The 20,690-nt window shown below is 60.7% G+C and carries 22 protein-coding genes; 7 read left to right on the top strand and 15 right to left on the bottom strand.

The features are described 5' to 3' along the window. Positions 1–2 precede the first annotated feature (2 nt). The 7 genes from coaD to mog all read left to right on the top strand — a co-directional run bounded on the left by coaD (position 3) and on the right by mog (position 4,772). Positions 3–494: a pantetheine-phosphate adenylyltransferase gene (gene coaD / locus ACINK1_RS08680; RefSeq protein ID WP_376800889.1), complete on the top strand. Its 492-nt coding sequence runs from the start codon at positions 3–5 to the stop codon at positions 492–494. 40 nt (positions 495–534) lie between these two features. Next, the gene (locus ACINK1_RS08685; protein ID WP_376800888.1) at positions 535–1,092 is read left to right on the top strand and encodes a peptidylprolyl isomerase; all 558 of its coding nucleotides are present in this window, start codon (positions 535–537) and stop codon (positions 1,090–1,092) included. 7 nt (positions 1,093–1,099) lie between these two features. Continuing rightward, positions 1,100–1,306 carry a hypothetical protein gene (locus ACINK1_RS08690; RefSeq protein WP_376800887.1) on the top strand — a complete coding sequence of 69 codons (207 nt, stop codon included), beginning with the start codon at positions 1,100–1,102 and terminating at the stop codon, positions 1,304–1,306. A gap of 215 nt (positions 1,307–1,521) precedes the next feature. Continuing rightward, a complete protein-coding gene (locus ACINK1_RS08695; RefSeq protein ID WP_376801001.1) occupies positions 1,522–1,959 on the top strand; it encodes a peptidylprolyl isomerase in 438 nt (145 codons plus the stop codon). A 39-nt stretch (positions 1,960–1,998) separates the two neighbouring features. Continuing rightward, complete coding sequence (queA, locus tag ACINK1_RS08700; RefSeq protein ID WP_376800886.1) at positions 1,999–3,066, top strand: tRNA preQ1(34) S-adenosylmethionine ribosyltransferase-isomerase QueA; 1,068 nt, start codon at positions 1,999–2,001, stop codon at positions 3,064–3,066. A gap of 4 nt (positions 3,067–3,070) precedes the next feature. Further along, positions 3,071–4,228, top strand: a complete 1,158-nt coding sequence (gene tgt / locus ACINK1_RS08705) for a tRNA guanosine(34) transglycosylase Tgt (RefSeq protein ID WP_376800885.1) — start codon at positions 3,071–3,073, stop codon at positions 4,226–4,228. After that, complete coding sequence (gene mog / locus ACINK1_RS08710; RefSeq protein WP_376800884.1) at positions 4,221–4,772, top strand: molybdopterin adenylyltransferase; 552 nt, start codon at positions 4,221–4,223, stop codon at positions 4,770–4,772. Before tgt ends, mog begins: the two co-directional genes overlap by 8 nt. 3 nt (positions 4,773–4,775) lie before the next feature. Here the strand turns inward: mog and ACINK1_RS08715 are convergent, their stop codons facing one another. The 15 genes from ACINK1_RS08715 to ACINK1_RS08785 form a co-directional block, all read right to left on the bottom strand. Continuing rightward, positions 4,776–5,828, bottom strand: coding sequence for an ABC transporter substrate-binding protein (locus ACINK1_RS08715; RefSeq protein WP_376800883.1), 1,053 nt, complete (start codon positions 5,826–5,828; stop codon positions 4,776–4,778). Further along, positions 5,825–6,628 (bottom strand): ABC transporter permease, encoded by an 804-nt coding sequence (locus tag ACINK1_RS08720; protein WP_376800882.1) that lies wholly within the window; start codon positions 6,626–6,628, stop codon positions 5,825–5,827. The genes ACINK1_RS08715 and ACINK1_RS08720 overlap by 4 nt, the downstream gene beginning before the upstream one ends. Continuing rightward, positions 6,625–7,434, bottom strand: a complete 810-nt coding sequence (locus ACINK1_RS08725; protein ID WP_376800881.1) for an ABC transporter ATP-binding protein — start codon at positions 7,432–7,434, stop codon at positions 6,625–6,627. Before ACINK1_RS08725 ends, ACINK1_RS08720 begins: the two co-directional genes overlap by 4 nt. Positions 7,435–7,553: 119 nt before the next feature. Further along, on the bottom strand, positions 7,554–8,369 hold the full coding sequence (locus ACINK1_RS08730; RefSeq protein WP_376800880.1) for a phosphate/phosphite/phosphonate ABC transporter substrate-binding protein: 816 nt from the start codon (positions 8,367–8,369) through the stop codon (positions 7,554–7,556). Next, positions 8,366–9,367 (bottom strand): ornithine cyclodeaminase family protein, encoded by a 1,002-nt coding sequence (locus ACINK1_RS08735; RefSeq protein ID WP_376801000.1) that lies wholly within the window; start codon positions 9,365–9,367, stop codon positions 8,366–8,368. Before ACINK1_RS08735 ends, ACINK1_RS08730 begins: the two co-directional genes overlap by 4 nt. Positions 9,368–9,403: 36 nt before the next feature. After that, on the bottom strand, positions 9,404–10,588 hold the full coding sequence (locus ACINK1_RS08740; protein WP_376800879.1) for a mandelate racemase/muconate lactonizing enzyme family protein: 1,185 nt from the start codon (positions 10,586–10,588) through the stop codon (positions 9,404–9,406). After that, positions 10,585–11,535: an oligopeptide/dipeptide ABC transporter ATP-binding protein gene (locus ACINK1_RS08745; protein ID WP_376800878.1), complete on the bottom strand. Its 951-nt coding sequence runs from the start codon at positions 11,533–11,535 to the stop codon at positions 10,585–10,587. Before ACINK1_RS08745 ends, ACINK1_RS08740 begins: the two co-directional genes overlap by 4 nt. After that, positions 11,532–12,548 (bottom strand): ABC transporter ATP-binding protein, encoded by a 1,017-nt coding sequence (locus ACINK1_RS08750; RefSeq protein WP_376800877.1) that lies wholly within the window; start codon positions 12,546–12,548, stop codon positions 11,532–11,534. Before ACINK1_RS08750 ends, ACINK1_RS08745 begins: the two co-directional genes overlap by 4 nt. Next, entirely contained in the window at positions 12,514–13,368 is an 855-nt protein-coding gene (locus ACINK1_RS08755) for an ABC transporter permease (protein WP_376800876.1), read from the bottom strand. The genes ACINK1_RS08750 and ACINK1_RS08755 overlap by 35 nt, the downstream gene beginning before the upstream one ends. Continuing rightward, entirely contained in the window at positions 13,365–14,348 is a 984-nt protein-coding gene (locus ACINK1_RS08760) for an ABC transporter permease (protein ID WP_395760078.1), read from the bottom strand. The genes ACINK1_RS08755 and ACINK1_RS08760 overlap by 4 nt, the downstream gene beginning before the upstream one ends. Positions 14,349–14,374: 26 nt before the next feature. Continuing rightward, on the bottom strand, positions 14,375–15,934 hold the full coding sequence (locus ACINK1_RS08765; RefSeq protein ID WP_376800874.1) for an ABC transporter substrate-binding protein: 1,560 nt from the start codon (positions 15,932–15,934) through the stop codon (positions 14,375–14,377). A gap of 155 nt (positions 15,935–16,089) precedes the next feature. Next, positions 16,090–17,619 (bottom strand): aromatic amino acid lyase, encoded by a 1,530-nt coding sequence (locus ACINK1_RS08770; RefSeq protein WP_376803759.1) that lies wholly within the window; start codon positions 17,617–17,619, stop codon positions 16,090–16,092. Continuing rightward, positions 17,616–19,145 carry a trimethylamine methyltransferase family protein gene (locus ACINK1_RS08775; RefSeq protein WP_376800871.1) on the bottom strand — a complete coding sequence of 510 codons (1,530 nt, stop codon included), beginning with the start codon at positions 19,143–19,145 and terminating at the stop codon, positions 17,616–17,618. The genes ACINK1_RS08770 and ACINK1_RS08775 overlap by 4 nt, the downstream gene beginning before the upstream one ends. Positions 19,146–19,469: 324 nt before the next feature. After that, the gene (gene bmt / locus ACINK1_RS08780) at positions 19,470–20,468 is read right to left on the bottom strand and encodes a betaine--homocysteine S-methyltransferase (RefSeq protein ID WP_376800870.1); all 999 of its coding nucleotides are present in this window, start codon (positions 20,466–20,468) and stop codon (positions 19,470–19,472) included. Further along, positions 20,465–20,689, bottom strand: a complete 225-nt coding sequence (locus ACINK1_RS08785; RefSeq protein WP_376800869.1) for a DUF1289 domain-containing protein — start codon at positions 20,687–20,689, stop codon at positions 20,465–20,467. Before ACINK1_RS08785 ends, bmt begins: the two co-directional genes overlap by 4 nt. Position 20,690: the final 1 nt, after the last annotated feature.

Consider the following 20,690-nt stretch of genomic DNA (forward strand, 5'->3'; position numbering starts at 1 on the left):
CCATGCGCATCGGCGTTTATCCGGGATCGTTCGATCCGCTGACCAACGGCCATGTCGGCATGCTGGAGGCATCACTGCGCCTTGTTGATCGCCTGATCATCGCCATCGGCGTTCATCCGGCCAAAAAGCCGCTGTTCACCACCCGTGAGCGCATGACGATGATCAGGAACGTTGTAGCCCCGATGGCAAAGACGGCTGGCGCCGACTTCGAAATCGCCACTTTCGATAATCTCGTTGTCGATTTCGCGCGCACAAAAAAAGCCGGGCTGATCATTCGTGGCCTGCGCGATGGAACAGATCTCGACTACGAAATGCAGATGTCGGGAATGAATGCCGGGCTAGCGCCCGACTTGCAAACGGTGTTCCTGCCGGCATTGCCAGGGCATCGCCACATTACAGCGACATTGGTGCGCCAGATCGCCGCGATGGGTGGCGATGTGTCGGGTGTTGTGCCTCCTGCCGTTGCCAAGCATCTCGCCCGCAAGTTTTCATGACGCCACAACGCGCTCCGCAATATCAAACGAGGACAGTTCGATGAACAGACGCCATGTGCTGATCGCAGCCGGCTCGCTTTTTGCCGGCAAAGCTTTCGCCCAAACGCCCAAATTGCCTGCCGAGATTGATCCACAGAATGCCTTGCTGATTGAACTCAAGGGCGGAACGGTCATCGTCAAACTGCGCCCGGACCTTGCGCCCAAACATGTCGAGCGCATCAAGGAATTGGCCAAACGTCGATTTTATGACGGGCTGGTCTTCCACCGCGTCATCGACAAATTCATGGCGCAGACGGGCGACCCGACCGGGACGGGGAGCGGAGGCTCCGATCTGCCCAATCTCAAGGCTGAGTTCACCCAGGCACCCTTTGGCCGCGGCACGCTCGGCATGGCGCGCTCGCAGAGCCCCGATTCAGCCAATTCCCAGTTCTTTATTTGTTTCGAGCGCTCACAATGGCTGGACGGCCAGTATACTGTCTTTGGCGAAGTGGTCTCAGGCATGGAATTTGTTGACGCAATCAAGCGCGGCACTGGCGGAAATGGTCTTGTGACCGCACCGCCGGATCGCATGATAAAGGTACGTCTTGCGGCTGAATGAGCGCGTGTTGAGCCGCTATTTTCTGATCATTGTCGGGGGTATTTTTCTGTGTCCCGGCAAGGTGAAGGCCGAAGAGAAGTTGGTGTATGATTACAAAGAAATAGGCGCTTATTTGTCGCGCTGCTGGGTTCCACCACGCGAAACGCTGCCGGGCGTGAGGATTGAAGTCACGTTTTCCTTTGCCCTGCGCAGTGATGGTAGCGTCATCGGCTAACCGTCGATCAGCTATTTTTCACCTGCACGTTTCACCGGGCTGCGCAAAAAATATCGTGCTGCCGTCTTCAATATGCTTGAAGTCTGTACCCCGGTTCCGCTATCAGCGAGCCTTGGCAGCAGGATCGCAGGCCGCGTGAACCGCCTGCGTTTTGTTCACGACACCAACGAACAGGAATCACCAGCGTGGCGCTCGACACTGAAAATACCCTCGTCATGGAAACCACAAAAGGCCGGGTAACCATTGCCCTGCGCCCCGACCTGGCGCCTAACCATGTCGAGCGCATGAAGACACTGGCGCGGCAGGGATTTTATGACGGGATCATTTTTCATCGCGTGATTGCCGGCTTCATGGCACAGACCGGCTGTCCTGATGGCCGCGGCACGGGCGGGTCGGACCTTCCCGATCTCAAGGCGGAGTTCAACGCCGAGCCGCATGTGCGCGGCGTCTGCTCCATGGCACGCAGCAATGCCCCGCATTCGGCAAATTCGCAGTTCTTTATCGTCTTCGACGATGCGACCTTCCTTGACCGCCAGTATACCGCCTGGGGTCAGGTGACCGAGGGCATGGACGTCATTGACGCGCTTGCCAAGGGCGAACCGCCGAAGAACCCGGACAAGATCGTCACGATGCGTGTAGGTGCCGAGGCCTGACGGCGGCAGCCGGCAGACTTGCGTGGCCGGCAAGCGGCAATGCAGACCGATGATTTTGATTTCGAGTTGCCAGCAGAGCGCATAGCCCTGCGCCCGGCGGTGCCGCGCGAATGCGCCCGCCTGCTGGTGATCAAGCGACATCGCGGCATCATCGCCGAAACAACCATTGCCGACTTGCCGCTCTATTTGCGCGGTGGCGATGCGCTGATTGTCAACGATACGCGGGTCATACCCTGCGCGCTCAAAGGGTATCGTCAGCGTGGCGAGGCGCGCGTTGCGCTCAATGTCACGTTGCACCGGCGCACACGCGGGGATGCCTGGTGGGCCTTTGCAAAACCCGGACGCCGGCTGGCGGTTGACGACATGCTTGTGTTTTCTTCTGCCGACGAAAAACTCACCGTCATGGCAAGGCTGTGTGAAAAGGGTGAAGGTGGGGAGGTTTTGCTGGAATTTGATCGCGCCGGCGTGGCGCTCGACCAAGCGGTTGCGGCTGTCGGCGATATGCCGTTGCCACCCTATATTGCCTCGCGCCGAGCCGCTGACCAGCGTGATCGCTCCGATTATCAGACGATATATGCTAGCCGCGATGGCTCGGTCGCGGCGCCGACGGCCGGGCTTCATCTGACCGAGAAGATGATGACGCGCCTTGCAGTACACGAGATCGGGCTCGAACGCGTCACCTTGCATGTCGGTGGCGGTACCTTTCTGCCGGTCAAAAGCGCGGCGATCGCTGACCATCGCATGCACGCCGAATGGGGTGAAATCGACAGTGCGACCGCTGCCCGCCTCGCAGCACGGCGGGCAGGGGGCGGCAGACTGATTGCGGTTGGCACCACGGCAGCCCGCCTGCTCGAAAGCGCGGCACGCCCATCAGGTTCAGTCAACGCTTTTCGTGGTGAAACGGACATCTTCATGACACCCGGTTATCGCTTTGCGGCTGTCGACGGGCTAATGACCAATTTCCATCTTCCGCGCTCGACCCTCTTCATGCTGGTGTGTGCCTTTGCCGGCTATGATGTCATGCGTCAGGCTTATGCCCACGCCATTGCCACAGGCTATCGCTTTTTTTCCTATGGCGATGCCTGCCTGCTGCTGCCGGAGGGCTGACGCCATGCCCCGCTTTTCATTTGCGCTCAAGGCGCTCGATGGCGCGGCTCGCACGGGCGAGATCACCACACCGCACGGTGTCATCCGCACACCAGCCTTCATGCCGGTTGGCACAGCGGCTACCGTGAAGAGCATGCATCCGCACGAAGTGCGCGAGAGCGGAGCCGATATCCTTCTGGTCAACACCTATCACATGATGCTGCGTCCAGGGCCTGAGCGCGTCGCCAGGCTCAGTGGTCTCCATTCTTTCATGAACTGGCCGCACTCTATCCTGACCGATTCCGGCGGCTTCCAGGTGATGTCGCTGGCCGGCCTGCGTACATTGAATGAAAGCGGCGTGACGTTTCGCAGCCATATCGACGGTTCGGCCCATCAGCTGACGCCCGAGCGCGCGGTTGATATCCAGAACCTGCTCGGTGCTGACATCCAGATGCAACTCGATGAATGCGTCAAACTGCCGGCCACACCGGCAGACGTTGAGCGCGCAATGCGCCTGTCGATGCGTTGGGGCGAACGCGCACGCCGCGCGTTTCTCGCAAGCGGCCGCCACACTGAGGGCTATGCGCAATATGGCATCGTTCAGGGCGGTGATCAGCCTGCTTTGCGGGCTGAGAGCGCGCGTGCGCTCGTCGATATCGGTTTTGAAGGGTATGGCATTGGTGGTCTGGCTGTCGGCGAACCGCAGGCGGTGATGCTCGACATGATCGCTGCCAGCGTGCCGCATCTGCCGTTAACGTCACCTCGCTATCTGATGGGCGTTGGCACGCCCGATGATCTGCTAAAGGCGATAGCCCTGGGTGTCGACCAGTTCGATTGTGTGATGCCCACACGTTCTGGTCGCCATGGGCAGGTCTTCACGCGGTTTGGCAAGATCAACCTGCGCAATGCGCGCCACCACGACGACCCGCGCCCGCTGGATGAACACGCTGCTTGCCCGGCCGCGCGCGATTATTCACGCGCCTATCTTCACCATCTCGTACGCTGCGGCGAATTTCTGGGCGCCATGCTGCTCTCGGCCATCAATCTTAGTTATTATCAGGAACTGATGGCGGGAGCGCGTCAGGCCATCGCTGCTGGCGGTTTGCAGGATTACGCCGCAGCCGTGCGCGAGGGGTGGGCACGTGGCGACATTGCACCCTGGCAGGAGCCCGATCATGCCTGAATTGAAGACCGCCCGGATCGGCATTCTCACGATCTCCGACCGCGCCTCGCAAGGCATCTACGAGGATCGCGGCGGCCCGGCTATCGAGGCAGAGCTGAAGCGCGCGCTTGCCTCGCCCTGGGAGCCGATGCGCCGGATCGTTGCCGACGAGCAGGGTCTGATCGAGCAGGCATTGCGCATGCTGGCCGATGATGAGGGCTGCGCCCTTGTCATCACCACGGGCGGAACCGGGCCGTCGCCGCGCGATGTCACGCCAGAAGCAACAGAAGCCGTGTGCGACAAGATGATGCCGGGCTTTGGCGAACTCATGCGCGCCGTCAGCCTCAAATACGTGCCGACCGCCATCCTGTCGCGCCAGACGGCGGGCATTCGCGGCACATGTCTGATCGTCAACCTGCCGGGCCAGCCGAAGGCGATCGGCGAATGCCTGTCAGCGGTGCTGCCGGCGATCCCCTATTGCATCGACCTGATCGGTGGTCCGTTCATCGAAACCGACCCGGCGGTGGTGGTGGCTTTCCGCCCCAAAAGCGCGGCGGTGAAATAGCGCCTATTTGTAGGCCTTCGCCTGCGCTGCGATCGCTGCTTGATCAAAGGCGTTGATGTCGGCGATCAACTCGTTGGATACCAGCTCGCTTGCGTTCGCCTTCTCCTTAAGCACGTTCCACTGCAGCAGGAAATCGAGATAGGCCTGATAGTTGGCGACGTTGTTCTCGCCCCATTTGCTGACCCGGCCGGCTTCAAGCCGCCAGTTCTTGGCGCGTGCGTTCAGCGTCTTGATGTCATCGGCAATCGCCGTCGCCTCGTCCTTGCCGGTGGCGCGGGTGAAGGGATAGACCTCGTAGAGGATGCGGATCGCTGCTTCCGGATTGGCCATGGCAAAGATCGTCCCCTTGGCATAGCCCTGACCGAGTGCGACCGCATCGCCACGGCGTTTGGTCAACACTTCCTCGGTCGCAACAAAACCGTTGGACGGGTAGCTTGCAAGTTCGCCAACATCAAGATAGCGCAGCGCCGCGCCTGCGTTCTCAACCAGCGTATACTGCGTATCGAACTGCGAAATGGCGTCGATCTGGTTGGTGCGCAGCAGAGCCGCAGTCTGCGCCCCTTCGCCAGCGACCACGATCCGCACATCTTTCGCCGGGTCGAGGCCACGATTGGCGACAAGGGCGCGTGCCGTCAGCACGCCACCAGAGGCCATCGAGGTGACGCCGATCGTTTTGCCCTTCAGGTCATCGAGCGTTTTGATCGGGCTGTCGGCGGGCACCGCCATGCCGTAGATGTTGCCCTGGTAGGCGGTGTAGAAATTAACGACCTTGACGCCCAAAGCGCGGATGATCGCGACGGGTTCGATGGAGGGTATCGAATAGGGGATTTCACCGGTCGCCACCAGCTTGACGCAATCGGTTGATCCAGGCAGCGGCACCAGTTCGACCTTGATGCCTTTTTCCGCAAACCAGCCAAATTTGGTGGCAATGGCGAACGGCGCCGCGGCAGCGCTGACAGTGCGGGCGCAAAAGCCGACCTTGACGGTTGTCTGTGCCTGCGCCGGCGCTGCAAACGCCCACACAATGCCTATGACGAGGATAAGAAATCGTATCATGTCGTCCTCCCTGAACTGGTGGATGAGGGCGCCAGCAGATCGCGTGGCCGATCCCAAAACAAGACGCGGCGCCTGACCGCCACAACGCAAGAATTGAGACTGACGCCGATGAGCGAGAGAATGAGCAGGATCGAGAATTGCCCGGCGACATCAAGCGTCGAATTCATGCTCTGGATCAGCATGCCGAGCCCCGCTTGCGCACCGATGAACTCGGCGACGATCGCCCCGATGAGCGCAAACACCATCGCCACCTCCAGCCCCGCAAAAATATATGGCAGCGCGTTGGGCAACAGCAGCATGGTGAAGATCTGGCGGTGCGAGGCGGCCAGCGAACGCATGAGATTGATCCGGTCTTCATCAACCGAGCGCAAGCCGACTACCGTATTCACCATCAGCGGAAAAAAGGCCACAAGTGCCGCGCTCACGACTTTCGAGGTGAGACCAAGCCCGAACCACACCACGATCATCGGCGCCAGCGCTACTTTCGGCATCGCCTGGAACATGACGATGAGCGGATAGACGAAATACTCGACCCGCCGACTGAGTGCGAGCGCGGTTCCCAGCACCAGTGCCAGAGTGGCACCGAGCGCAAAACCCAGCAACGTCTCCCATAAGGTGACAAGGATGTGCTCGGCGTAGATACCGGTGCTGAGGCCGCGATAAAGGGCAATAAATATCTGGCTTGGCGCCGGCAGGATGAAACTTGGTACTTTGAGAAGAACGGTCAGCGCCTCCCAGACGAGCAGGAGCGCCGCGATCAACGCCAGCCTTAAACTCCAGCCGGTCAGCCCCTTCGTCATTCGATCCCTCCGCTGGCATCAAGCACGTCACGGATGCGGGCAACATGCGCGCCGAATTCCTTGGTGTTCACAACCGAGAGGGGCCGTGGGCGCGGAAAATCGACCCTGACCTCAAGCGCGACGCGCCCCGGACGCGGTGTCATCACCAGAACGCGGTCGGCGAGGTAAACTGCTTCTGCGATCGAATGAGTGATGAAGAGCACCGTCTTGCGCTCTTCGAGCCAGATACGTTGCAGCTCACGGTTCATGATTTCACGCGTCAGCGCGTCAAGCGCGCCGAAGGGCTCATCCATCAGCAGGACCGACGGATTATGGACGAGTGCGCGGACGATGCCCACACGCTGCTGCATGCCACCCGACAATTCGCGCGGATACCGTTTCTCGAAGCCGGCAAGGCCGACGAGGTTCAGAAGCGCCTGGGTGCGGGACGTGATCGCCGGACCGGTAAGGCCAATCACGTCAGCTGGCAAAAGGGCGTTTTCCATGACACTGCGCCAGGGAAAGAGCACCGGCGACTGGAAGACAACGCCGATATCGCGGCGCGGGCGGGATACCACCTCGCCACGCAGCGATACATGGCCGGCAGTTGGCGCCAGCAGCCCGGCCAGCACTTTGAGAAGTGTTGATTTCCCGCAACCCGAGGGCCCGACGACCGCCAGGAATTCGCCGTCAGCAACGTCAAACGTGATTTTGTCGAGCGCCACCACAGGCTGGTCGCTACCAAAACACACATCAAGATCGCGAACCCCGATCGCTGATAACGCCGCGACACCCGATCCAAGCCGCTCGGCAACAACCTCGTTCATGCGCTTCCTGCTCGTGTTCCGTCAGCTGCGGAACTTGCCGTCATGCTAGCATGAAAAAGGAAACCCGACGCAAGCCCTTGGCGCCATCGATAAGCGCTCATGACAGTATGAAGTAGAGTTCAGGCGGGAAAACGATACCCGGCAGCAAGCGCTTCCTCGTGCCAGCGCAATGTCAGCGCGAAGCTCGTATGATCAACCGCAGCAAATCCTTCGAGTTGAAGGTCGTCTGCGAGTGATGAAAACCACGGCTGTGAGGATGCAGAGAGAAAAGCGGCACGCAACGCTTCGATGTCTCGCCCACTTGCCTGCGGCCCGGCGACAAAGGCCGGCATGGGCGCGAGATCACTGGAGGCAACGACACGGATATTGGTGAACAGCTCCGGGCGTTCGCGGCGCAGCAAATGGTGCCAGTAGGCATCAAGCGGACCGATGTCGATGGTGCCGGCTGTCACCTCATCAAGAACGCGTCGCGCGGTCACCAACTCACCGCTCATCGCGCCATAGAGCGTCGGGCGTCCGGGCGTGCGATAGGCCAGGAGATGATGGCGGAAGGCGTTGAAACCGGAATGTGAATGCGCGACCGTCCAGCCCGCCCGCTTGCCAAAGCTCTCTTCAAACCTGGCGATGGCTGAATCGGCACGAACGATAAAATCGCTCCGGTAGACGGCGCGCCCCTGCGCCCATGGCATCACCGGTATTGGGCTTGCGAGCGGTGTTACCGCCGCAATTTCAAGTGCAATCGGAAAGCCGCACATGAAGGCGCAGCCGAGATCGTCGCGCTGCCATAATACCTCCAGCGGTTGCGGCGCCGGGTAGGGGAGATAGGTCAAACTCACCCCCGCATCGCTGGCGATGTTCTCGAGCAGCGCCTGCCACGCCTGTTCAATTCGCGGCGTGACCGCATACATGCGCGCATTGGCAACAAGGGCGCTCACGCGTAGCGCAGCCTCTGGCCGATACCGAGCGTCTTACCTTTTTCAAGCATGGCGTGGCCGAGCGCGATATCGGACAAAGAGAGACCGCGATGCCAGAAAAGGATGGTTTCGTCATCGCTCTCACGACCGGGTTTCAGCCCTGCGACCACCTGTCCGAGTTCAGCGTGGTAGCGCGATTCATTGAGCTTCCCCGCTTCGAAATGGGGGCGCAGTGCCCCGAAGCGGCCGGCACGAGCCTGGCCGAAATCATCCATGAGGAATTTGTCGGCAATATCGGCAAGCGATAATTCAACCGCGCTCATCGTGCCGTAAGGCATCACCAGAGCGCCTTTTTTGATCCATTCCGTCTTGAGAAGAGGCTCCGGCTCGACGAGGCGCGAGGCTTCGACAACGATGTCGGCGCCACGCACGCATGATTCCCAGTCGTCAGTGACAACGATCTTCTTCTTCAGATCGCGTGACAGCCGCTCGCCAAAGGCATCGCGGCTCTCCTTGCGCCGCGAGTGAACGCGAATTTCATCAAAATCAAACAGCTTGTCCATCAACCGCACATTCCAGTAGGCGGTTCCGCGCGCGCCGATATGGCCAAGGATTTTGGAATTTTTGCGTGCCAGATGCTTGGCGCCAAGCGCGGTGATGGCGCCGGTGCGCATGTCGGTGATGGCGGAGGCATCGATGATTGCTGTCGGCACACCCTTATGGCGATCAAAGAGCATCAGCATTGCCAGCTCTGATGGCAGGTTGTGGAGGTAGTTGTCGTAAAAATCCGAAACGACCTTGACGCCAGCCGCATTGACCTCGCCGCCGAGCGAACCACGCAGCACGTTGAAATGGCCGCGCGCCACGCCGGGCTCCAGATGCATGCGGGGTTCTATCACCGCCTCGCCCTTGCCTTGCACACGAAGCTGGCCCTCGATTGCCGTCAGAACATCGTCATCCGTCATGCCCAGTGCCTCGACATCGAAGCGGTTGAAATAGGTGATGTAGAGCGGTGGCATCGCTTTGTATTCGTCCATAACTCAACCTTTCAGGCTTCACATAAGTGGCAGGCGTCTGAGCATGCCGGGGCGGTCGGGATCGTGGAATTTGTCAAAAGCACCATTTTCAACAAAATGCCGGTGGCAATAGGCGAGTTTGTCGGGTGCCAACGTCACACCGAGGCCTGGTCCGTGCGGCACCTCGACACAATTATGGTGCGGCGTGAAGGGTCCTTCGTTGATGACGTCGACGGGCTGCTGGCGAAACAGGGACTGGCTTGGCTCGCGGATATGAGGGGTCGCCGCTGCCAGATGCATATAGGCGGCACTGGCGATTCCTGAATCGCCTGAATAAAACCAGAAATCGACACCCATTGCTTCGCAAGCAGCGATAAAGCGCTGCGTGCGACCTATGCCGCCATGAACGCAGATGTCGGTACACATGACATCAGGCACGCCAAGCGCGACCGCACGGCGCAGATCAGGCGTATGCACTGAAAAGGGGATGGAGCAGTGACGACGCAATGCCGCCATCTCCTCAAAACTGCCAACCGGATCCTCCCAGCAGCGGATATCAAGCGGCGCAATCGCGCTGGCGATCCGCCGCGCCTCGGTCAGGGAATAGGCCTTGTTGGAATCAATCCTGAGTAACGCCTCGGGCCCCAGCGCCTGGCGCAGCGCTTCAAGCAGCCGGATCGACACAGCCGGAGGGCTGTCCGAGAATTTGCCCTCGAACATCGTCGTGCCGTGCTCCGCCTTCAGTCGCAGGCAGTAATCGACAACCGCCTCGATGGTGCGCTCGCCACCGGCGGTCTCGCCCTGCTCGCGGAATGAAAAGTAATCCGTGAACGGAATGGCCGTGCGATGCGCGCCGCCAAGCAATTTGTACACAGGTTGTCCCCAGGCTTTCCCACGGATATCCCATAGCGCGATGTCGATCGACGCAAATGCCCGCACCAGCCCGAAATCGACGTCGGTTCCAAGCCCGCGCCAGCCCGGCACGCAGACTTCCTCCGCGCCCTGACCATCGAAAGGGTCGCGGCCGATGAGGCGCGGCGCTAACGAGGTTTCGATGAGGTGGGCCGCAGCAGGCGAGGGGGCCTCGCCCAGCCCGATCAGTCCGTCGCTGGTTTCAACCTCGACGATGGTCTTGGAAAAACCGGCAAGCGAGCCGTACGACCACAGATACGGCGCTTCGAGCGGCAGATTGACCGGCGTTGCGCGGATGCCGGTGATCCTCATGCCGTCCCCGCGAGCGGGAAATGACAGCGCACCTGCCGACCTTCGCCAGCAGGGCGCAATTGCGGTACGTTCGTTCGGCAGCGCTCCTGCACATGAGCGCAACGCGTATGGAAGCGACAGCCCGATGGCGGATTGACGACGGAAGGTATCTCGCCTTTCAGCACGATGCGCGCCCGGCGCCGGCCCGGATCAAGCGAGGGATTGGTTGACAGAAGCGCTGCTGTGTAAGGATGGGCCGGCGCCTTAAAAAGCTGCGGCGTCGGCGCTTCCTCGATGATCTGGCCCAGATACATCACCGCCGTTCGCTCGGTAATGCGCCTGACGACCGACAGATTATGGCTGACGATAAGAAACGTCAGGGAAAACTCGCTGCGCAGCTCCTGCAGCAGATTGAGGAGATCACCCTGAACCGAAACGTCGAGACCAGCCGTTGGCTCGTCAGCGATGATGACCTCGGGGCGCAGCACGAGTGCCCGGGCAATCGCCACGCGCCGCGCCTGTCCGCCGGAAATCTGGTGCGGGTATTTGCTGCCGATATCAGCCGGCAGGCCAAGGCGGCGGAATAATTCGCTGATACGTACGCGTCCCTCGGCGACCGGTTCGCCATGGATGCGCAGCGGCTCTTCAACCAGCGCGCTGACCGAGAGGCGGGGGCTGAGCGAGGCGACAGCGTCCTGGAGCAGCATCTGGATGCGGCGGCGAAATGCCAGATCCCCACGCCCGATTATTTCGGCAAGAGGCACGCCGTCGATCGCCACAGTGCCGCAGGTCGGTTCGACGAGATTGGTCAGCACGCGGCAGCAGGTGGTCTTGCCAGAGCCCGATTCACCCACAAGGCCAACGACCGAACCTCTTGCGATCTCCAGCGTCACGTCGTCCAACGCCCGCACGCCACCTTCGTAGACAACACTGATACCTGTCATGGCGATGAGCGGTTGCTTGGTCATGGCAGTATCTCATGGGCGCGAATGCAGGCTGCGCGGCGCACCTCGCCGATCGCCTGCAACGGCGGCTCGTTGCTCACACACCCGGCGATCACATGGCCACAACGCGGCGCGAAAACACATTGGCCGCCCTCATTGACCGGATCAGGCACATCGCCTCTGATCGACAGCAGCTTGCCGTCGCCATCCGGATCGATTTCGCAGGCCAGCAGCGCCTTCGTGTAGGGATGACGCGGATCGGCGACCACATCCGCCACCGGGCCGGTTTCAACCACGGTGCCGCCATACATGACGCACAGATCATCGCACAACTCGGCGACCAGGCCGAGATGATGCGAAATAAACACAATCGAGCCGGAAAAGCGCTGTCTCAGCTCATCGAAAAGTTGCACGATTTGCGCTTCAATCGTGGCATCAAGTGCCGTCGTTGGCTCGTCGGCAAGCAGAAGGTCAGGCTCCACCAGCAGCGCCATGGCAATCATCACCCTTTGGCGCATGCCTCCTGACAATTGATGCGGATAGGCGCCAAGCCTGAGCCTGGCATCAGGTACGCCAACCGTCGTCAGCATGGCTTCCGCCGTCGCCAGCGCCAGTTCGCGGTCAATCCCGGAATCGCGGCGGCGCAGCACGTCGATGAGGTGCGTGCCGATGGTAAAGAGCGGATTGAGTGCCGTCATCGGGTCCTGGAAGATCATGGCGATCCGCCGGCCGCGATAGGCATTCATGGCGTCAGCATCAAGCGTCATGAGGTCGACGCCGTCGAAGATCAGGCGCCCCTCGACCCGCGTGACGTTAGAGGGCAACAGCCGCAGCAGACACGAGGCGAGTGTTGACTTGCCCGACCCCGATTCGCCCACAACTCCAAGGATGCGTCCGCGCGCAATATCGAGGCTGACATGGTGCAGCAGATGCGCCGTCCCGCGCTCGGTCGCCGCATCAACCGACAGATTTTCAATCTGCATCAGCGGCGACAGGGTCATCTCAATGCGCCCGTGCCAGCCGGGGATCAACCGCATCGCGCAACGCTTCGCCAAAAAGCGTGAAGCCGAGTGTCGCGACGCCAAGAGCGACGCTGGCCACCGTCACCGGAACGGCGCTCTGGGAGAGAAATTGGTAGCCGTCCTGGATGAGCGTGCCCCAGCTTGCCAGTGGTGGCCTGACGCCGAGGCCAAGGAACGACAACCCTGCCTCGATCGTGATCACCAGCGGAATATCCATCGACGCCAGCACCACCAATGGCCCGGCGATATTTGGCAGCAGATGGACGAAGATGATCCGCATCGTCGATGCCCCCAGCAGTCGCTCCGCTTCGAGAAAGGGCGCATTCTTCAATGTCAGCACCTGCGCGCGCGCCACGCGTCCGAAATGCGGCAGCAGAGTGATGCCCACAACAACAATGACCAGGCTGGTCGATGCGCCGAACACGCCAACGATAGCGAGTGCCAGGACGAGGCTGGGAAAGGATGAGATGACGTCGAACAAGACCAGAATGGGGCGCTCGGCCCGTGTCGACAGGAAGGCAGCGACGATACCCAGGATCGTACCGCTTGTGAGCGCGAAGAGGATGGCGCAGAGCGCAACCGTCATCGCCACGGTCGAGCCATGAACGAGGCGCGAGAACATGTCGCGGCCCAGATGATCGGTGCCCATGATGTGCTCAAGCGTCGGCGCCGCAAAGCGATGCAGGACGTCGATGCGATCAGGGTCGTGCGTGGCAATGAGCGGCGCAAAAACCGCGCTGCACAGCACGGTCAGCACGATTATCAATCCAAGCCCGCCACCGAAACTGCGGGCAACCTGCGTGAGGATCTTCCACGTTGCGCGCAACACGATCATTTGGGCATGCCTTCACGCTCGGCGCGGCGGCGAATGCGCGGGTCGATTGCCGAATAAGACAGATCGACAAGCAGGTTGGTGACCACAAACAGCAGCACCACCACAAGCACCGAGCCTTGCAGCACGGGATAGTTGCGCGCTGCGATCGCATCATAGACGAGGCGTCCGAGGCCCGGCCGTGAGAAGACGATCTCGACCAGAACCGCCCCGCCAAGAAGGCGCCCGATGCCCAGTCCGAGAATGGCGATGATCGGAATGCAGGCGTTCTTCAACGCGTATTTGTAGACGATAAGACGCTCCGGCAGGCCATAGGCGCGCATGGTGCGGATATGGTTTTCTCCGAGAATTTCCAGCATGGATGACCGCACAAGGCGGGCGATGAAACCGATCCAGCCGATAGCCAGCGCAATGGTCGGCAGGATCATGCGCTTTGCCTCATCGGCAAACGAACCCGTGCCGCTGGTGCCCAGCACCGGCAGCCAGTCCAGCCAGATGGCGAAAACCAGCAGGAGAAAAATCGCCACCACAAACGAAGGAATGGCGATTAACGTGACCGAGAGGATCGCCAGCACATGATCAAAAAAACTGCCGCGATGCGTGGCAGCAAAACATCCCAGCGGCACGCCGAACAGCACGGCAAGAAAAATTGCCATAAACGTCAGTATGATGGTTGAAGGCAGCACCGCACCCACCATACCGGTCACATAACGACCCGACAAAACGTCCTGACCGAGGTTGCCGGTAAGCACATTGGAGAAAAAGCGCCACAGGCGGATGTGGAGGGGTTGGTCGAGCCCCATTTCCCTGATGAAATGGGCAGCAAGTTCAGGGGTCGCCTGGGGTCCGAGCAGCGTCACTGCCGGATCGCCGGGCACGAGCGCTGACAGCGTGAACAACAACAGCATCGCACCAAACACGATGATGATGGACGTCACGAGACGGCTCGCCAGATAGCGCGCCGTCTCTGCTGTGATACCCATGCCCAATGCCGCGCTTGGATCGAGGATCAGGCGCTGCCGGCGGCGAAATTGGCGTATTGCCAATCAAGCCAGCCCGGTATGGAAGCGGGCTTGAGCCACGAGCGATGCGCCACCAGCGCCGCGTTATTCGTGAGCCAGACGAAGGCAGCGGATTTGTCCATTTCCTTCTGTGCGGCAATGATGAGCGCGGCTCGCTTGACCGGGTCGAGCTCGCCGGCAGCCTCATTGACCAGCATGTCGAAAGTGGGATTGGCAAAACGCTGCCAGTTCCAGTTGCCGATCTGGCTGGTGACAAACCACTGCGTCAGGAAGTTTGGATCAAGCTTGCCGTTGAAGACTGTCATATACATTTCGATGTCCTTGCCGGCATCACCTTTTCCAGCCGTCCAGAACGTTCCACCATCACGCGCATCAACCTCGACCGTGATGCCGATCTCCTGCAGCAGGGCGCGGGCGACGAGCGCCATGTTCTGGAAGGCCGGCTGGTTGAGAACCAGCAGCTTCAGCTTGATATTGCTCTGCCCGCTCTCCTTCAGAAGCTTGCGCGCTTCCTCGACATTGCGCTTGTAGAGCGGCGCGTCCTTCCAGTTGCCGAGAATGGGGGCTGGAATGAGCGCGTTGAGCCGCGGCACGACGCCATTATAGCCGGCAAGCAGCATCTGATCGACATCAAGGCCGAGGCGGATAGCCTGGCGCACGCGCAGATCGGCGAGCGGCCCCTTTTCGACGTTGAGCCCCAACCAGATATATTGGAGGCCGGGCTGCGGCGAGATCGTCACGCCAGCCGCTCCCTTGAGGGCCTCGGCGGTCGGTGGTGGTACGACCGCAAAATCAAGCTCGCCGGAACGCAGCGCCAGTTCGGTCGCCTTGTTGTCGGGTATGAAGCGCACGGCGATCTCGTCAAATGCCGGTTTCGGCCCCTTATAGGTGGGGCTTGCCTTCAGCACGGCGCCGCGCTGGCGCTCGAGACTGGCAAGGACGAAGGGGCCGGACCCAACCGGCTTGGCTGAGAATTCGCCGCCCCGCGCCTCGACCGCCTTCTTCGACACGATCGCACCTGATATATCACCGATCGCAATCTGGAACAGCGCGGCATTCGGCTTCGACAGAACGATGCGGCCCGTATACTGGCCGGTAACCTCAACCCGCTCCAGATTGGTCCAGTCGCCCCGGTAGGTGGATGGCTTGGCGCCTTCCTTGGCGATGCCGATCCGTTCAAACGAAAATTTGACGTCCTCCGCACTCATTTCGCCAAAGCCATCGGTGAACATCTGGCCCGGCTTCAGCTTGAAATCGACCATGGTCGGCGACGTCTGCTTGATCTCCTCGGCTGCATCATTGTCCAGCTCTGCACTATTGGGCTTGTTGCGCACGAGATTCTGGAACACGACGCGGCAGATATTGCCATCATGCGGACCCTTGCGCTCGATCGGGTCGATCACCTCGGGATCGCGTTCGACGCGCACAGCGATATTGCGGCGCGGCGCATCCTGGGCAAGCCCGCGCTCGGGGGCGGATGCCAGCCCGGCAAGGCCGAAGGCGGCCGTTCCGGCGAGAATATCACGGCGATTGATCTTCAAGCTCATGTCAGGGCTCCTTTGTGATTCAGAAGTGAGAATTGCTGCTGTCGAACAATAAATTCAGATCAGGCTTGGCAGTAATCGAAACGCAAATACCGTTTAACCGCAAGGCATTTTATAGGCCGGACGGTCGCGAAATCGCTCCTGCCGGGCGCGTCTTATTAGGTCAGCCCTCCCTGCGCCATGATGATGGCGCGCAAGCGCGCCAACAGCACCGGATCGGAAAGGCATTTCACCACGACCTCAACGTCAGCCCCTGGCGGGCGATCTGCCTGAAGTGGCGGGACGACATGACGGATCGCCTGATGGAGGCAGGACGTGGCAGCCCCCAGCCTGGGCGGGGCGCGCAGGTCGACAGCCTGTGCCGCTGCCAGCGCTTCGATGGCGCTCAGATAGCAGAAGCGCGCTAATTGTCGCTGCAATTTGACAATCGCCTGCATCGCGTAAGAGGCGACATCTTCCACCGTATCAGAGACCGGCAAGGCATCGAGGCTGACCGGCATGGCGCAGGAGCGGATATCGCAATAAAGCGCGCTCGTCGTTTTTTGCAGCGACACATAGCCCGCCGACCCTCCTCCAACCGGCGAGAGATATTGTGGCAGGCCGGAGAACGAAGCGGTCATCAGCTTGCTCAGGCGAAAGGCGCTGAGGGAAGCAAAATGGGTCAAGGAGATCGCCAGCGTGTCGAAGGCAAGCGACAGCGCGGGCGTATGAAAATTAGGGCTCGACAGGATGTCATGATCGTTAATAAAAATCATTGGCGTCACGGTAACGCCATTGATCTCGATCTCGCTCTCGCGGCGCGCTGTGGCCAGCGCGACAAGCGTCGCACCCAGCGTCGGCGCCAGCAGGCGAAACGACAACGCATCTTGCACATAACGCGCGCTACCCGGTTCATGGATGCTGCTGCCGGCAAGCGCACGCCGCATCATCGCCGCAGCTTCCTCCTGCCCGCCGGCCGGGCGCGCCGCATGAAGGCGGGGATCAAGAATGGCCGGATTGGCTGCATACCCTTCATAGGACAGGGCCGCGACAGCGGTTGCAGCCAGAAGGGCATCTTCCAACGCGCAGACCGCATAAGCGGCCAGCGTCGCGCTTGCCGCCGCATGGTTGATGAGGCCTATACCGTCCTTTTCGCGTAATCTGGCCGGTTGCAGGCCGGCAGCTGCGAGCGCCGCGCCGCCTGTCATGCGCTCGCCGTCAAACCAGGCTTCGCCATGACCGATGACGACTGCCGCCAGATGGGCGAGCACGCCGATATCGCTGGCGCCGATGGACCCAAGCGAGGGAATAACCGGCGTCACCCCGCGATTGAACAGCTCCACCAGCAGCTGGATGGTATCGAGAGATACCCCGGTCGCCCCGCTCGACAATTCAATCAATCGGCACAGGAGAATTGCGCGGCAGATCACCGGGTCGAGCGCTGGTCCGACACCGATCATGCGGCCGAAAATGATCTGCGTCTGGAAGTCCTCGATGTCGCCCGCTGGAATACGGTGGCGCAGATTGCCGCCCAACCCTGTGTTGACCCCATAGATCGGCTCGCTGCCGGCTGCCATCTGCTCGATGATCGCGCGCCCGGCGCTGATGCGCGCGCGGCTTCCCGCAGAGAGCGCCAGCTGATTGCCGTTTTGCGCAACCGATAGAATGTCGCGACAGGAAAACTGCCGATCACCAAGCGCTATGATCACGCCGAGAGTTCCTGTTTGCGTTTCGTGACATAGGCGTCGAGTTCTTCGCGCACCGCCTGATCAAGCGGTGGCGGCTGGTACGCGTCACGCACTTTCTTCCATATCTCGCTGGCGCGCTGGGTCGCGTCCTTGCTGCCGGCTTCCTGCCAGTTCTCGTAATTCGACCAGTCGGACAGAAGGGGGCGATAGAAGGCGTTTTCAAAGCGCGCCAGAGTATGGGCTGTGCCGAAGAAATGGCCACCAACCGGCACTTCGCGAATGGCATCAAGCGCCAGTTCATCATCATCGAACGCCAGCGGTTTGAGAATCTCTGCCCAGCCACGCAGCAATTCGGCATCGACGATGATTTTTTCGTAGGAAGCCGACAGCCCGCCTTCGAGCCAGCCTGCCGCATGGTTGATAAGATGGGAATGGCTCATGATCGACGCCCATAGCGAGAAGGCGGTTTCGTAGGTTGCCTGTGCGTCAACTGTTGGCGAAGCGTTGACCGCGCTGGAGCGCACTGGAATTTTGAGCCGGCGGCCGATCTGCGCGATCGCCAAAACTGCACGCACATATTCCGGCGTGCCGAAGGCGGGTGAGCCCGTCTTCATGTCGACATTTGATGTAAAGCCGCCGAGGATCACTGGTACGCCTTTGCGTAGCATCTGGCACAGAACCAGGATGCATACCGATTCCGCCGTGTGCTGGACCAATGCTCCCGCCAGAGTGACCGGCGCCATCGCTCCCATCAATGTGAAGGGCGTGATGCACACTGCCTGCCCATGTTCGGCAAGCGTCATGATGTTGTCGAGGATTTCCTCATCCACCCGTCGTGGCGAGTTGACATTCGTCACCGTCATGAGGCTCGGGCGCCGCGCCAGCTCATCTACGCTGATGCCGTGTTCGATGGCAGCCATGGCGATGGCGTCAGTTGCCTGCGGCAGGCCAACGCCGCGCGCCGCCCAGACGATGTCGGACAATTCGATATGCGAGCGATACATGTCGAGATGGCGCACCGGCACCGGCACATCGACTGGTTCCACCACGACACCGCCCTGCCAGTGCAGGATCCCCAGCGCGTGGGTGATTTTCAGAATGTTGTTGAAGTCGTCAAGCGATCCGTAACGCCTCCCGCCCTGTGTATCGGTGATATGCGGGGAACCATTCACCGGGCCGAAATTGACGATATTGCCACCGACATGCAGATGTCGATCGGGATTGCGCGAATGCAAAACGAATGTCTCGGGCGCATGTGCCAGATAGGCCTCGCAGATATCGCGCCCGAGGCGCACCATCTGCGTGTCGTCATCGACCATGGCGCCACACCGCCGATAGATGTCGCGTGCCCGCTGACTGCGGATTTCAAGACCGCATTCCTCGAGGATCGTGTAGGCGCCGGAGAGAATGCGTTCGAGCTGCTCTGCGCTTAGAATTTCAACCGGGCTCCACGGGTTGGCAAGCCGTGGAAGCGGAGGAAAGCTGAGGGCAGGGGCCCGTGACAAGCGCTGGCGCTCGCGCCGCCGTCCGGGAGTTGGCTCACTCATATGCTTTAATCCTCAATTCGGTCGATCCTCAATGCTCATCGACGTACCCCAAGCCCTGATTAGGGTCAGGACCCGTTAATTTGGGCGAAACGGTGGGAGGGACATGGCGCGAGGTTGAGGAGCAAGCCTGCAGGAAGTCGTCTGACTTTCAAAGGCTTGCGACATAAAGATCGCGTCATTTCACCCTATCCGAAGGACAAGGCACGAATGGCAAACTGGTTCGTCGTAGCCCTCAACCATACCAAAGGGTATGCTTTTCGGGCTTCTCCTGCCATTTTATCCATTCGTGCCATGCCGTTTTGCCTAAATTAATGGGTCCTGACCCTAATGCGCGCGACGATGATGACGCCCACGCGGCGCGATATGGTCACTGGGCGGCGATACCAACGCACCCAGTTGCGCCACGATATCGGCCTGTGTCGGCCGCACGCCGGCTTGGTGATGGTCAATAGCCCGGCGGATGGCGGCAAGATGGGCGGGCGTTGTGCCGCAGCAGCCGCCAATGATCATCGCGCCGGCATCGAGCGCCAGATGCGCATAGGCCGCCATCGTCTCGGGGGTTCCTGAATAATGCGTATGGTCTCCATGAACGGTCGGAATTCCGGCATTGGCCTTGGCGATGATCGGCAGTCCGGCAGACGACACGCTGAGGCCCAGGATCGACAGGACAAGATCAGCCGCGCCGACACCGCAATTCGATCCGACCGCCAGTGGTGGTTGCGGCAGTCCGGCTGCAAACACAGCCAGCGCGTCCGGCTTGATGCCCATCATCGTCCGCCCCGCCGTGTCAAAGCTGGCGGTGAGTGTGCAGGCGAGCCCGACCCTAGCCGCTGCCGTCACCGCCGCCCGCATTTCCTCGAGCGCCGACATCGTTTCGATCCAGGCGACATCAGCGCCGCCATCGCGCAAGCCTTCCATCTGCTGGATAAAGACATCGCACGCATCGTTCTCTGTGAGCGGGCCAAGTGGCGCCAGCAGATCGCCGGTTGGTCCCACTGATCCAGCGACGATCACCGGCCGGCCGGCTTTGTCCGCCACTTCCCTTGCAATCTCGGCGGCGCGCCTGTTAAGCGCATAGGTCTGTGCCTGCATGTCATGCAGCATCAGACGACGCGCATTGGCGCCGAAACTGTTGGTGAGGATGATGTCCGCGCCAGCATCGACAAAGGAGCGGTGCAGTGTCTGGATGCGATCAGGATGAAGATTGATCCACGTCTCCGGAGCTTCGCCTGACATCAAACCCATCTCAAAAAGGTTTGTGCCCGTGGCGCCATCAGCCAGCAAGACCCCGCGCCTGGCAAGCAGATCGCTGAAGCTGTTCATGGCCCCACCTCTCGCGATCGATTGCCGGTTTTCCCGCCGCGTACCCCACGCTTTGTCATCTCTTCCATGCGCGCCGGTAGCTGCACCATGAGTGCTCCGCGTTCGGCCGGCGACAAAGTAAGCCAATTGGCAATTTCATCGCTGCTGCGTCCGCAGCCGATGCACAGGCCCGTGAGGCTGTCCAGTACGCACAAATTCTGGCAGGGCGTTTCAATGGCCATC

Source organism: Raskinella chloraquaticus (SeqCode) (genome assembly GCF_021731865.1).
Classification (GTDB): Bacteria; Pseudomonadota; Alphaproteobacteria; order Rhizobiales; family UBA4765; genus Raskinella; species Raskinella chloraquaticus.

Coding starts and splice junctions, on each gene's coding strand:
- ACINK1_RS08765 (WP_376800874.1), bottom strand. CDS start 15,934: ATGAGCTTGAAGATCAATCGCCGTGATATTCTCGCCGGAACGGCCGCC.
- coaD (WP_376800889.1), top strand. CDS start 3: ATGCGCATCGGCGTTTATCCGGGATCGTTCGATCCGCTGACCAACGGC.
- ACINK1_RS08785 (WP_376800869.1), bottom strand. CDS start 20,689: ATGGCCATTGAAACGCCCTGCCAGAATTTGTGCGTACTGGACAGCCTC.
- ACINK1_RS08750 (WP_376800877.1), bottom strand. CDS start 12,548: ATGCGGTTGATCCCCGGCTGGCACGGGCGCATTGAGATGACCCTGTCG.
- ACINK1_RS08760 (WP_395760078.1), bottom strand. CDS start 14,348: ATGGGTATCACAGCAGAGACGGCGCGCTATCTGGCGAGCCGTCTCGTG.
- ACINK1_RS08725 (WP_376800881.1), bottom strand. CDS start 7,434: ATGAACGAGGTTGTTGCCGAGCGGCTTGGATCGGGTGTCGCGGCGTTA.
- ACINK1_RS08755 (WP_376800876.1), bottom strand. CDS start 13,368: ATGATCGTGTTGCGCGCAACGTGGAAGATCCTCACGCAGGTTGCCCGC.
- tgt (WP_376800885.1), top strand. CDS start 3,071: ATGCCCCGCTTTTCATTTGCGCTCAAGGCGCTCGATGGCGCGGCTCGC.
- bmt (WP_376800870.1), bottom strand. CDS start 20,468: ATGAACAGCTTCAGCGATCTGCTTGCCAGGCGCGGGGTCTTGCTGGCT.
- queA (WP_376800886.1), top strand. CDS start 1,999: ATGCAGACCGATGATTTTGATTTCGAGTTGCCAGCAGAGCGCATAGCC.
- ACINK1_RS08775 (WP_376800871.1), bottom strand. CDS start 19,145: ATGAGTGAGCCAACTCCCGGACGGCGGCGCGAGCGCCAGCGCTTGTCA.
- ACINK1_RS08715 (WP_376800883.1), bottom strand. CDS start 5,828: ATGATACGATTTCTTATCCTCGTCATAGGCATTGTGTGGGCGTTTGCA.
- ACINK1_RS08720 (WP_376800882.1), bottom strand. CDS start 6,628: ATGACGAAGGGGCTGACCGGCTGGAGTTTAAGGCTGGCGTTGATCGCG.
- ACINK1_RS08685 (WP_376800888.1), top strand. CDS start 535: ATGAACAGACGCCATGTGCTGATCGCAGCCGGCTCGCTTTTTGCCGGC.
- ACINK1_RS08740 (WP_376800879.1), bottom strand. CDS start 10,588: ATGAGGATCACCGGCATCCGCGCAACGCCGGTCAATCTGCCGCTCGAA.
- mog (WP_376800884.1), top strand. CDS start 4,221: ATGCCTGAATTGAAGACCGCCCGGATCGGCATTCTCACGATCTCCGAC.
- ACINK1_RS08735 (WP_376801000.1), bottom strand. CDS start 9,367: ATGCCACCGCTCTACATCACCTATTTCAACCGCTTCGATGTCGAGGCA.
- ACINK1_RS08745 (WP_376800878.1), bottom strand. CDS start 11,535: ATGACCAAGCAACCGCTCATCGCCATGACAGGTATCAGTGTTGTCTAC.
- ACINK1_RS08695 (WP_376801001.1), top strand. CDS start 1,522: ATGGAAACCACAAAAGGCCGGGTAACCATTGCCCTGCGCCCCGACCTG.